At 56.3% G+C, this 12,803-nt stretch carries 8 protein-coding genes; 1 reads left to right on the forward strand and 7 read right to left on the reverse strand.

Features of this window, described 5'->3' with window-relative positions; genetic code table 11:
- The first annotated feature begins 262 nt into the window (after positions 1 to 262).
- The gene (locus LIO64_RS03705) at positions 263 to 463 is read left to right on the forward strand and encodes a hypothetical protein (RefSeq protein WP_290548100.1); all 201 of its coding nucleotides are present in this window, start codon (positions 263 to 265) and stop codon (positions 461 to 463) included.
- A gap of 1,126 nt (positions 464 to 1,589) precedes the next feature.
- Here LIO64_RS03705 and LIO64_RS03710 read toward each other — a convergent pair.
- The 7 genes from LIO64_RS03710 to LIO64_RS03740 all read right to left on the reverse strand — a co-directional run bounded on the left by LIO64_RS03710 (position 1,590) and on the right by LIO64_RS03740 (position 12,788).
- Positions 1,590 to 1,916, reverse strand: a complete 327-nt coding sequence (locus tag LIO64_RS03710) for a hypothetical protein (RefSeq protein WP_290548101.1) — start codon at positions 1,914 to 1,916, stop codon at positions 1,590 to 1,592.
- Positions 1,917 to 1,920: 4 nt separating this feature from the next.
- Positions 1,921 to 7,452 (reverse strand): RHS repeat-associated core domain-containing protein, encoded by a 5,532-nt coding sequence (locus tag LIO64_RS03715; protein WP_290548102.1) that lies wholly within the window; start codon positions 7,450 to 7,452, stop codon positions 1,921 to 1,923.
- A 398-nt stretch (positions 7,453 to 7,850) separates the two neighbouring features.
- Positions 7,851 to 9,587 (reverse strand): hypothetical protein, encoded by a 1,737-nt coding sequence (locus LIO64_RS03720; RefSeq protein ID WP_290548103.1) that lies wholly within the window; start codon positions 9,585 to 9,587, stop codon positions 7,851 to 7,853.
- Positions 9,588 to 9,614: 27 nt separating this feature from the next.
- Positions 9,615 to 10,841, reverse strand: coding sequence for a cysteine desulfurase (locus tag LIO64_RS03725; protein WP_290548104.1), 1,227 nt, complete (start codon positions 10,839 to 10,841; stop codon positions 9,615 to 9,617).
- 2 nt (positions 10,842 to 10,843) lie between these two features.
- Complete coding sequence (locus LIO64_RS03730; protein WP_290548105.1) at positions 10,844 to 11,326, reverse strand: rhodanese-like domain-containing protein; 483 nt, start codon at positions 11,324 to 11,326, stop codon at positions 10,844 to 10,846.
- A gap of 18 nt (positions 11,327 to 11,344) precedes the next feature.
- Positions 11,345 to 12,007, reverse strand: a complete 663-nt coding sequence (locus tag LIO64_RS03735; protein WP_290548106.1) for a DUF1573 domain-containing protein — start codon at positions 12,005 to 12,007, stop codon at positions 11,345 to 11,347.
- Positions 12,008 to 12,014: 7 nt separating this feature from the next.
- On the reverse strand, positions 12,015 to 12,788 hold the full coding sequence (locus tag LIO64_RS03740) for a signal peptidase II (RefSeq protein ID WP_290548107.1): 774 nt from the start codon (positions 12,786 to 12,788) through the stop codon (positions 12,015 to 12,017).
- Between the last annotated feature and the right edge of the window lie 15 nt (positions 12,789 to 12,803).

A 12,803-nucleotide genomic window follows, 5' to 3' on the forward strand; every position in this document is an offset into this window, starting at 1 on the left:
TTGGCGGGATGCCCTGACGCTGAACGGAAATCAATTATACCGGGCCGGAATGAACCTTTCCGGGCGGGACAGACTCTTTTCTTGAAAAAAGGGGCTGCCAAGGGAACGTTTCTTTCCTGTCCATGCGGGTGACAGACCTGTTTCTTCCGTTGACCGGATATTTTTTCCGGGAACGTTGGTGGAAGAAGCCTGGCCCCTCTCCATTTTCGGGAATGGTTGGTCCCGTTTTGTTCTGTGACCGGGAAATGGCCTTTTTTCTCACATGCTGATTACCATAAAGAAGGCAAAATCCGGAAGGCTGAACAAACCAGTCCTGAGCAAGCCGCAATCAGCAGGAAAAATTTCAGTTGCTTCAGGCGCCTGGGAGGCATTCCTGCCCGATTGGCCATGGCGATGTAAAATCATGTTCATCCCAATCCTTGCGGATGCGGCAAAGCAGGTGGATAACTGTGGCGGTGATTAAAGCCACCGTGTACAGGGAGCCCAGGAAAAGAGTCATTTCCGGATATCCGCTTGACTGGAAAACGGCGGATGCGAACAACAAGCATAACAGAATGAGGAATAAAGAGCCGGCAAACTCAACAGGGAGTTTGTATTGGTTAACGGCTTCCTGAACCTCCTTCTTGCCGGAAAAACGTTCCTCCTTCCTTGTCCTGAGCATCATCCATCCGGTCAGCAGGGACGTCAGGAACAGCCATAGGATGCCATGCATGGGGCTGAACGGGGGAATTTCGGGAAATAAGCGCGGGCATTACCGCCTTTTCTGCATGATAGGGGACCCGGTCGCCCCAGTACATCGTAAATCTGGGCGTGAAAGATAAGGCTTCAATTTTTGCAGCCTCAAGTCAATCTTATCATGGAACGCCTCAGAAACTCTTCGGTAGCCGGAGTAGCGCCAAAGAGACCTTGAAGGAGAAGGGCTCGAACTTCCATTGATTGTTTTCCCGTTTCAGAACATGCGGGGGCATGCCGGATGGATGAAGAGGAGAAGCTTGTTTACTCGCTTCCTGTGCAGAGCCTTCTCCTCCCCAACTTCCGCGTCAAATTGGGCTAATTCCTCGCGGAGTCGGAAGAGAAGACGCGCAGGGCTTTCCTTGAAATTTCAATGAGAAAGCGTTCGTTGCCGGAGTTGGAGTAGATGTAGGAGGCGAGGCGAAAGCGTTTCCATGCCTCCGCGACTGCGGATGCCCGATCCCGAGGGGAGGGGCAGGTCATGCAGGGTATGTAAGGAAATGTTATGGAGAAATTGGATGTCCCCAGGCACTGGAGCCGTTGATTTCTTTCTTGATGAGTATTTTTTGCCTATCACGAAGAATCATACATTTTAACGTTGTCGATAATTCTTGTATAAACTTGCCTATTGCCTGATCAAAAACATCAAATACGATGTACGATTCATAGACATCGTTTCAACTCTGAAGTAGAAAGAAACAATGGAAATGAATTCAAGAGGAAGGGGAAGAGAACTGGCAATGTAAGCTTGACTTGTCTGCGTTAAACGATGTCTATGAATCGCACAAATAAAATTTCAATACTCCTTGAGCGATATATAGCAATAAAAACGGTTATGAAACAGCTACCGATTCAAGTCAAATTAGCTTATCTAACATACCAATTAAATATTGATCATCCAGATTATTATTCATTGCTCCTTCTTTTGAAAAGAACAAAACTCCCTGCCTATCTTTAATAAAATCTTCCAATATTTTATCTGCAAACAACAAAGCTGTTTTTAAGGACAAAAGCTGTGTGGTATTATGTATTGAAACTTTTCCACATAAAGAAAAATTACCATATGTAATTTCAACTTGGGATTTCCACTTCATCTTTTCTTCCTCCACCGGATATAGTATATTTATCGTGACATCTGATATATTTCCGGCGGAGTCCTTTAAAAAAACAATTTCTTTTATCATCTTGTTATCTTGTAGCACGATTACATTCTTGTATGCAAGAAGCACAATCCTCAGCAGCTCGTTCGTAACATAAGGCATGAGAACGTGCTGACAAAAGCAAACCACAAGAAACAGCTTGTATATCATAAGCCAAATGACATCCTTCTATACAAGCCCGACGTAATGTTTCTTTTGTAAGTTTCACAATCAATTCACGACAAGCCGGTGTAGCTAAACACGCGCAGACACTAAGCCCCATCATATTTGCTGCAGTATACGTAGAAGCTCCTACAGCAACTCCGCCACAGACGACCACTGGTGCAGCCAGTCCCTTTTCGTCATAGAATGTTATTGTATTATTTTCAAGCATCTCATATAAATTCCACCCGCCCTGTTCAGCGATAGGATCTCTATTGATCCACCTGCCGTCTACGGGATTATAGCAACGGTAATTGTAATAGACCAAGGCTAGTTCTTCGTCGTTCATCTCGCCGGACCACTGCACAGGCTGATCAAGGTTGCCCGTTTTCGCGACTGTCCCATAGGGTGAGTAGTCATAAGCTGCCGCGATAGCTCCCTGCCCATCGAACACTTCCGTCACATTCTTGTTGAAGTCTGTTCCATAGCAGTAGAGGGCAACGTTCTGCACCAGGGCCAGGGGGCGCGTAGCCACCGGTTCCAGAGGATCCCACAGCAGCGTGCGGAGCACGTTCCGATTGTTGAGCATGTCCAACGCTGCTATTTGCAAATAGGAACGGTACAGGTAGCGTTCATGGCTGGTGACCGTCCCGTTTACAGTTACCTTCTTCATGTAGCGGCGCCCCTGGTAGTCATAGCCGCATTCCACCACCGTATTACCGTCCTGGCTGGTGAAGCTCACCGAGCGGTTGGCCGCGTTGTACGTAACTGCCCACACACCTGTTGCGGTCTTGATCAATGTCTGGTTGCCGTTGGCGTCATATTGCGGCACGAAAGGCGTTTCCCCGCTTTCTTCAATTCGGGTGTACTGGTTGAGCTGGTTGGCCGTGTAGTCCAGTTCCTCCGCCAGTTCCTGCGCCGTCTTACGGTTGCCGATGTTGTCGTAGCTGTAATCGTAGGCATCACTCCCCAATATGGCTCCGGTGAGTTCGCTTCTACAATTATAGGTGAAGCTGTCATTGCGGGCTGGTTCCGTTCCTCGTTGCCGGGTGCGGGTGGTTGGGCGGCCCAATGTATCATAGCTTTGGGTGCGGGAAGCAAGTACGGTTTCTCCCTGACGGCAAACGATACCCGTGACCAGATTACGGTGTTCTTCATAGGCAAGTTCCCTGATGATACCGTTGGGCATCGCAAGGCTGGCGGGAAGACTGCTTCCTGCCAGATAGCCGTAGGCGAAGCTTTGCTCCGTTCCCTCGTGCATTATTCCGGCGCTGGCAAGTCGTCCGTTGTCTTCATAGCCCTGGCTGACTTCCTGGAGGACGTTCGTTCCCTGCTTCAGGGTATAGCCGGAGGATCTGCCGTAAATGTCGTAGTTTTCCTGAAGCTGATAAGAGTTTCCTCCTATGGTGATGGTATCGGTGTCCGGTTCGTTGTACGGGGTGTAGGCGATGGTGCGTGAGCCGGAGGCGTCCGTGACCAGGGTCAACTGGTTGAGGTAGTTGTAGGCGTACTGGATGCCGGGCGTGGAGTCGCTGTAGGAGACGGAGTTGTTGACCCCTTTTTTGAGGTTGTAGCCCCAGGTGGTGACGATGCCGCGGGCATCGGTCAGGGTGGATTTCAGGTTCAGGGCATTGTAGGCGGTGTCTTCATGCGTTCCGTCTGCGTAGGTTTTACGGGCGAGCAACCCCGTGGCTTCATCGTAGCTCCAGGTGGTGACGTCCCCGTCCGTGCGTCCCGTGGGATCAGTGGTGATGTCCCCCGCATCTTCCCGGAACGTGGTGAGGCTGACCATTCTGTCTGCCTCGTCGTAACCGAAGAGCAGAGGCTGGGTGGCCGTGCCGTATTCGGCTGTTTTGCGGCCCCGGATGTCGTAGCTGTAGCACGTCGTTTTCCCGAGGGCGTTGGTGACGACGGAAGGCCGGTCGAAGAAGGGATCGTAGGCTGTGGTCGTCGTATTGCCTGCTGCATCGCTAACCGAAACGGTGCGCCCGACGAGGTCGGTCTTCGTTGTGGTCGTGTTGCCACGGCCGTCCGTGCCGGCGTAGGTGATTCCGGTTGCCGCATAGGCACGGGTCTGTGTGGAAGTAAGACCCGCGTAGTCCGTCTGCGTGGTGATGAAGCTATCGATGACCGTAGTTGTGGTCGTGATGTTGGATGTGGGGATGCTGCTCTTTTGCGTCCGTAGGGCGCCCGCGCCGTATTCGCTCCATTGGGTGGAAATATTTCCTCTGGGATCAATGGAAACGACTTTGTTTTCCAGCGTAGAGGAGAGGCTGGAGACGAGCGTTTTCTGCGTTTCGCTATAGGTTGTGCCCTGGCCGTTGTTTTTGGTCGTCGTGACGATACGATACACGCCATCTTCCGCCTGTTCCGCTCCGTAGCTCCACGTGGTGATGCGTGAGTTGGACACGGTGGCCGGATCGGCTAGTTTCCAGGTTTCTTTCATCCTGTTGCCGAAGGCGTCGTATTCCCACAGGGTCGGGGCCATGGTCGTAGCCGCATTGCCCGCATCCGTCTGTTCTTTGGTCATCTGCCCTTTGGCGTTGTAAGTGCGCCTTGTATAAATGACGCCACCGGTGGTGTTGGGTCGGCCCGTGCGCAGGGTTTCTCCAACGCCATTGACGATGCTGCGCTGCAGTTCGGTTTCCGTTTCACCGGACACGGCTTTCATGAAGGTCCGCACACCGTCGTTGACCAAGTCAATGGAGTAGACCAGATGTCGCTGTCCCGTGCCGGATTCTTCCATGACCGTTCCATCCGGGGCACTCCGCGTGATGAACGTAGCCCCGGAGGGGATGTTTTGTGTTGCCGTCAAGCCGTTTTCGCTGTAAGCGTACGCAGTCACTCGGTCCAGAACGTCCGTTGCGGAGACGATCCTGCCAAGAAGGTCGTAGGATGACGTTTGCACGGTTTGCATAGCCCCGGCATAGATCGTCGTGGCGAGAGCTCGTCCCGCTGCGTCCCGCGTGTAGGAGGTGATGGTTTCAGGCGTGACGACGGTTTCCCCGTCCATCACGGCGGAGCGCGTGGCTTCCACCAATTGCCGTGCCGTGTCATAGGCATAGTCCATTCTCACGCCGTTTTCATTAATTTCCCACAGCAGGCGCCCGTCACACATCAGCTCGCGTTGTGTTATCCGGCCGTTGCCTGAAGTCTTCTTCACCCATCGGTTCTGCGTGTCAAATTCATAGGCGGCGCTCTCCGTGAGAGCCCATTCCCCGCTGGTGAGAAGAAGGTAGTTTTCCTCCCTCACACGCTGTCCTTCCGCCGTGATCCAGGTAATGATGCGCGTGCTTTGTCCCGGCACGGTTTCTCCGTTGATGCGCGTTTCAACCGTTTCCGTGTAGAGGGCGCCGTGCTCCGTCGTTGCCGCATAGTCGTGCCAGGTTTGCACGCCGTCAATTTCCCGCGTCATCCGCATGCGTCCGCGGGCGTAGACGTCGGGGGCGCTGGCCAGCCATTGTTCCGTAGCCGTGAGGCGCGTACCCGTGACCCCCAGCCCGGTGACCCGTTTTTCCGTCCTCTTGACATGGTTGGCCGTCGTGTAGTTGTAGGCGGTGGACGTCAACGTTTTGATGTGCCCTTCCAGTGGAAGCAGGTCCACCGTTTCCGTGGCGGGTTCGTCATTGAAGTTGGTTTCTCCCGAATGCGCATACGTGTAGCGCGTGATGCGCCTTCCGCTTTCCGCCCACGGTTCATCGCGGGAGAGCAGGCGCCCGTAGAGGTCATACGTGTAATGAGTCTGGCTGCCGCCGGGAGCCGTTTCCGTCTTCAGCCTTCCGCACTGGTCATAGATATACTGCGTGGTTTGGGCTTCCGGGCTTCCATAGCCATCCACCTGGGTGAGCAGCAGGTCGCCTACGTCCGTCGTCTGGTAGATTCCGCAACTGCGCAATGCAGTCACTCCTCCCTTGGAGATTTCCGTCACCAGCTGCCACACCGAGTCTTCCGGTTCCAGCTCCGTGCGGGTGCGCATGGTCGTGACGGCGTCTTCCCCCGTACCCCTCCGCATGTTCCACGCCAGGCCGTTTTTCCACCAGGTGACGGCGTAGGCCTGCCTGCCCGGCGTTTGTTCCGTGATGGTGAATTGGCCTTCCGTGGAAAGGAAGAGGCTGAATGTTTTGAAGGGAGTGCCCGTAACCGTGTAGAATCCCTGTTCGTCCGTTCCCGTGATTTGGCCGGGGGTATAGAGAGCGATGGTGTACCCCGTGGAGGTGACGGATTCCACTTGGAGCAGTCCGTCCCACAGGTTCCAGATTTGCCTCAGCGACCCGTCTTGCGCATGCTTGACGTCCAGGTAGGCGGAGGCATTGGAAATGACTTGCTTGTCCGCCGTCGTGTAGGAGAGGAGTTGGCCCGTTTCCGACGAGAAGAGGTACTCGCTGCCATCCATGACCTTCCATTGCAGGCAGGATTGTCCTTCCACCGTGACCAGTGCCGCCCGGCCACCGCCCGACGTGTCCACCCCTACCGGACGCACGTCCACGCCATTGGAGGCGCAGCGCATCGCGATCACCCGATCTCCCTGTACCAGGTCAAAACGAACCCCGGCCGCCAAGCCGCCCTCCGGCACCTCCAGATGGCTGTTCAACGGATGATTGTAGGCCAGGGAAGAGGGATTTTCCAGGCCGGAGACATGTTCCTCAGCCCTCAGTTCCACCCTTCCGGCGGGAAGGCCCCCCAGTCCCCGGAACGCTCCGAAATTGCAGGCCCAGTACATCAGGGTGGCCGTGCTTTCCGCCGCCACGCTGCAGCCGGCCGAAGAATAGTTTCCTAATGCTCCGCTTCTCACCGCGGAACCCGACCGGGCCAGGGACGGGGAAGGCGGGGTTCCGCCGCTCCCGTCGTACGTATCCCCCTCGCAAGGGCAGGGATCGGGCTTCTCCTTGCCTCCCGGTTCCGTCGGCACGACGTCGATGCTGTAGTTGCAGATGGAGACGTTGTCGTCTTCCGGATCGTAGTCGATGTTGGTCTGGTTGACTTCCCAGCTGTAGGTGCCGGAGGGAAGCTGTGCACCGCCAGTGGATGAGTGGTATTTATGGCCCCCCTGGTCTCCCGCCTCCTGTGAGTTTTCCTTCAAGTCCACCTGTGCCACCACGTTGCCGCCGGAGTCCTTGACCTCCAGGCTTCCCCAGTCGTCCACGCCCAGGAAGAGCGAACAGGTGCCGTAAAGCTTTTTACCCTCCTCCCCTTCCGGAATGGTGAACGAGCCATAGGCGCTGTGTCCGTCCGCCGACGTACTCGGCGGTCCCACGGTTATTTCATCATGTTCGTGGATTTCTTCAAACGGTAGCGGATCGGGCTCCGGAGCGGAGCGCATGCCCTGCGGCGCGGGTTTTGCCGTAGAGCCAAAGTACCACTTGTGATAAGAGGGAATGGAAGAATATTTGCCGTTAAAGGATTGGTCAGACGTACTCATAAGATATGGAAGGTTGGGGATTGATCAAGAAAGCTCTAAAGGGGGACAGTCCCCAATAGTCATCTTCTTGCTAGCGTTATCCAGATTCCATGTCAATAGAATTTTATTTGAATATTTCTGCTATCCTTAAAAACATAACAAATATTTTCCATTTAAAAAGAATAATATGATTTTACAATCAATACCTTCTTCCTATAGACGTAATTATTTTCTATTTGTTAGAAAAAAATTTCACAGTAGGATGAAAGATGATATATGTTTTTCTTAAAATTTGCCTGTATAGTCCGGTTTAAGTTTGCCGGCACGGGCAAGGGGAGGAACTGTGTGGAATGAAGAAATCCTTTTCCCCGGAGACAAAGGGTACGGACGATTCTTTGGAAGAGCAGCTCCGGTTTCTGTTACGGCCTTTTCAGGATGATGGGCGGTGCGGGATTGGTCTGCCATACCGGAGTGGCGGCCCGTGCGTCCGCTTCCTCCAGGGCTTGGCGGCCCTTGACCTTGGCCAGGTGCTCCCGGAGGATGCGCCGCAGTTCCACGGCAGTGGCCGGATCATCCTGCACGCTGTGCCCGGACGGAACGATTTTTTCACTTACGCTCCAGTCCAGATGGGAAGAGCGGTACTTGACCACGCCGTCGGAGGAGTTGGGAGTGTCATTCCTGCCCCTGTCCCCAATGATGGAGTGAACCGGAACGGAGGGGGAACAGCGCAGCTCCGACATATACCTGACCAGGGATGAGTTCGGGGAGAGCTGGCGGATGCTGGTGAGCTCGTCCTTCAATTGCAGAGGATTGAGCAGGAACATGCCGCGGCTGAGGGTGGCGATGCGGGTGACTTCTTCCAGCATGTCGGACGGGAGGTCGATCAGGCGCTGGCCCAGGCGCCCTATCCAGTTATCCGCAAAGGTGGAGCCGCGGTGCGGAGTGGCCATGTACACGATGCGCGTGACGCCCCTGGCCGGGGAGAAGATGAAATTGTTCTGGAGCTGTTCCAGCGTGTGCTCGTCACAGTGCAGGGGTTCCAGGCCCGTCTTCCAATTTTCCAGCGTCATTCCCGTAAAGGTTTCCGGCGGGAGCTCAAACAGGCCTTTCATCAGCGTCCAGGGCTTGGTGGAGTTGTTGAACCGGGTGATGAGCCCGCCCATGGAGTGGCCCACCATGACGATGTTGTTCATTTCCCGGGAAGTCCCGTGGGGATTGTATTCCTGCATCAGTTCCGCCAGGGCCTTCCGCTGCCTGCTGGCCGGGATGGTCCACGCCAGGCCGGACGGATAGCCGAAGAACCAGAACTGGTAGTTTTCCCGGATGACGGGGTCCACCAGGAGGCGGTTGGTCAGGTTGGCGAAGGTGGCGGGGCCGGACATCAGGCCGTGGGTGAAGAGCACGGGTATTTTCCGGGGGTCATAGGGTTCGGAAAAATAGAGGCCCATGGTATTGATGGCCTTTTTAGGGCGGAAGGCTCCCAGCAGTTCCGTTCCGTCCGCGTCGGAAAGCTTCCAGAAGAGGGCGATGGGAACGGAGAAGTTGGCTGCCAGAGGCTGCCGCACCTTGTTCCTGCCGATGAAGATGTGTTCATTCATCAGGCGCGGAATGGTGCGCAGCACCGGTTTTCCGTCCACCATGCGGTCAAAATCCAGGATGGCCGTCAGCGTGTGGACGTTGCCGTTGTCCTTGAGTACGTCGGCATGGGGCCGGGAGGTCCCCTGGGGCGCCAGGCCCGCCAGGGGAATGCCCATTCCCTCCACGGTCACGCTTTCGCGCAGGCGGAAGGTGGGGTCCACTTCGTCAGACATGAAGATGGCTTCGTAGAACCAGGGGTTGCTGTCCTGGGCGTAGGGAGCTTTTCCAATGGTGAAGGGGAGGCGCTGGAACGTCTCCTCATTCATGCCTCCTTCGCGCCTGGTCTCTTTCAGGTGGGAGGCCAGTTCCCGGATGCATGCATTGTATTTTTTCCTGGCTTCCGGCCATTCCCTGCTGCGGCGGGGGGAGGAGAGGATGAGCCATGCGGCGCGGGCTTCACTGATGGCCACGGAGTCGTCCTGGTAATGGGCGTACACCATTTCCTGCTGCTGGTGCAGGGAGGAACAGCCGGAGAGGCCCAGGACCAGGGCCGAAAGAATGGCGTAAGCCGTTTTCATGGTGAAAAAGGAAGAAGGCCCGGGAGATCAGGAGAGCATGTCCAGAGCCCTGTCCATGGATTTGAGGAAGGTCTGCACTTCCTCTTCCGTATTGTACAGGGCGAAGGAGGCCCGTGTGGTTCCGGTAGTGCCCAGGGCGCACATGAGCGGCTGGCAGCAGTGGTGCCCGGTGCGCACGGCGATGCCCATTTGGTCCAGCAGGGTGCCCAGGTCGTAGTGGTGGATGCCGTCCGCCAGGAAGGAGACCACGGCGCTGTGCGGCACGTCCGGCGCCAGCACGGTCAGGCGGGGCATGGCCTTGAGGCTTTCCACGGCCATGTCCGTCAGTTTCCGTTCATGGGCGGCAATGTTGTCCAGCCCCAGCCCGGAGACGTAGCGGATGGCGGCCGCCAGCCCCACGGCTCCTTCAATGTTGGGCGTTCCCGCCTCATATTTGAAGGGGATGTCGTTGTAAACGGTTTTTTCAAAGGCGACTTCCTTGATCATCTCCCCGCCGCCCATCCACGGCGGCAGTTTTTCCAGCAGCTCCCTTTTCCCCCACAGGACGCCGATGCCGGTGGGGGCGTACAGCTTGTGGCCGGAGAAGGCATACAGGTCGCAGCCCAGATCCTGCACGTCCACGTTCATGTGGGAGACGGCCTGCGCGCCGTCAATCAGCACGATGGTATCCGGCCTGTTCTGTTTGGCGAGTGCGGTGATTTCCTGAACGGGGTTGACCGTTCCCAGGGTATTGGAGACGTGCCCCACGGCCACGATGCGGGTGCGGGGGGAAAGCAGTTTCCGGTAAGCTTCCATGTCCAGCGTCTGACCCGGCATCAGGGGAATGACCTTGAGGACCGCGCCCGTGCGTTCGCAGAGCATCTGCCAGGGGACGATGTTGGAATGGTGCTCGGAGGCGGACAGGATGACTTCATCCCCCGGCCGGATCATGCCGGATCTGGCGATGGTGTCCGCCGCCAGGTTGATGCTCATCGTGCAGCCGGAGGTGAACAGGACTTCCGCGGTTTCCGGCGCGTTGATGAACCGGGCTGCCGTTTCCCGGGATTCCTCATGCGCTTCCGTAGCCAGCTGGCTCAGGTAGTGGGAACCGCGGTGGACGTTGGCGTTCTGCGTTTCGTAATAATTCCGGATGGCGTCCAGGACGGCCAGGGGCTTTTGAGTGGTGGCCGCATTGTCCAGGTAAATGAGAGGTTTGCCGTGCACGCTGGTTTCCAGAATGGGAAACTGCGGGCGGATGATTGCTGTGTCAAGCATGGCTATGGTACGAGTGAGGGTTCTTTGCGCAGTTCGTCCCAGCCCCCTTCCAGAATGAAGATGGGCGCGCAGATGCCGTATTCCGGCTTTTTCAGTTCATTGGCTACGGCTGCGCTGGAGGTGCAGTCCCTGCTGCAAAAGATGACGATGCAGTATCCCTTGTCTTCCGCCGTCATCAGGGCCTCCATGGCGCCGGCCAGAAGTTCTTGGTAATTGGCATCCGCCGGGCGGATGGGGTAAACTGGGGCCTGCGTGACGGTGTGGCGTTCAAAGTCGTCCTGCTTTCTGGCGTCTATCCAGATGATTTTTCCCGGCCATTCCTTCATCACCTGGGACAGGCACACATGCCCTTCCTCCAGCATGTCCGGATTACAGGGCGGCGTGCGGAACGGCTGGATGACGCGCAGGTCCAGCGCAGCGATACCCACGGCCAGCAGGAATACAACCAGCAGGAGCTTCAGAGCGGTGGAAAGGGCGTCTCTCATGGCGGGGCGGGGTGGGCGTCAGTCTTCCTTGATGGTCAGGAATCCCATCTGGCGCTTGTAACGCGGCACGGTGGAGTCCGTGCGCACCCAGATGGTGTTGAAGGCCGGCTTGTCCGTGGACTTGGGCGTGACGATGATTTTGTATTCCCTGCCTTTCCGGACGGTGACGGGTTCATAGTCGAAGGCGTCCCCGGTCAGGTCCACCGTGGTCAGGTTGACGGGCAGTTCTTTGGAAATAGTGATTTTGATGGTCTTTGGAGTGGGAGGCTCTCCCTTGTTCCATTCCAGCTTGCGGGGCTCCATTCGGATGATGTCCGGGATTTGCGCCCTGATTACCAGCTTGTAGGCGGAGCCGTTGGCATGTACCGTCATGTCCTTGTCCACCGTGCCGGAAAAGTTGCCGGTTTTCATAACGGCGCTGATGACGCCTGATTCCCCCGGAGCGTACGTCAGCTTGTTATCCTTGACTCCGGCAGTGGTGCAGTCGCAGGAGACGTTGATCTTGCTGATGGTGACAGGGGCGCCGGAGGTGTTGGTGAAGGGGAAGGAGGCGGTGACGCTGTCCTGGTCCGGAGCCACTTTCACCGGAACCACCGTTTCTTTAAAGGACAGTTCGTCCCTGCCGGAGGCGATGCCTCCGCACAGCAGCAGTCCTGACAGGATGACGGTCCGGATGGTCATGGTCGTTTCAAGATGTTTTTTCCTCTTTTTTCCTGGCGGCGAAGATACTGGCGATGAAGAAGATGATCGCCGCGATGAAGATGCAGGAGTCCGCCACGTTGAAGGCGGGCCAGCGGTAGTTGAAGAGGGGGATGGTGACGTCAATGAAGTCCACTACGTAGCCGTTCATGAGCTTCGTGAAAAAGCCGTGCGTCTGTTCGTAAGGGATCAGGAAGCCCTGCATCAGGCGGTCCGTCAGGTTGCCCGCCACGCCTGCCAGCAGCAGCACGTAGGCCAGTTTGAGCCATACCGTATGGAAGAAGTTTTTCCGGTAAAGCACGATCAGGGCCACGATGGCGAGTATGGGAATGGCCAGGAACAGGTAGCTGGACCATTCCGTTCCATTCCCCAGCCCGAAGGCCACGCCCGTGTTATGCACGCGGGTGATGTTCACGGTCCCGTCCAGGAAGGAAATGGGTTCCAGATCCCTCAGCTTGGTCAGGGCGTCCACCGTGTTCGGGTTCAGGTCCTGGAACTTCGCCAGGTCCGCCGCCGGTACGTGCGCGTTCGTGGCGAAATCAAGCGTGCCGTCCGCATTGATGTGGTAGAATCCCGGAAAATCCGGCAGGTAGGCGTATTTCTGGGCTTTCTCGTTCAGGTAGTTCAGCGGGAAGCGGTGGATGATCCACAATTTGCTGACCTGGTCCAGCACATAAAGCCCCACGCCCAGCAGGCTCCACCAGAGCCAGCCGGGAAGTTTGTTCGCATGGGGCCGGGATTCCTTTTCCGTCTGGGTGTCCATAAAAGGTCGGAGAAT

The sequence above is a fragment of the Akkermansia sp. genome, assembly GCF_020860705.1.
GTDB lineage: Bacteria > Verrucomicrobiota > Verrucomicrobiia > Verrucomicrobiales > Akkermansiaceae > Akkermansia.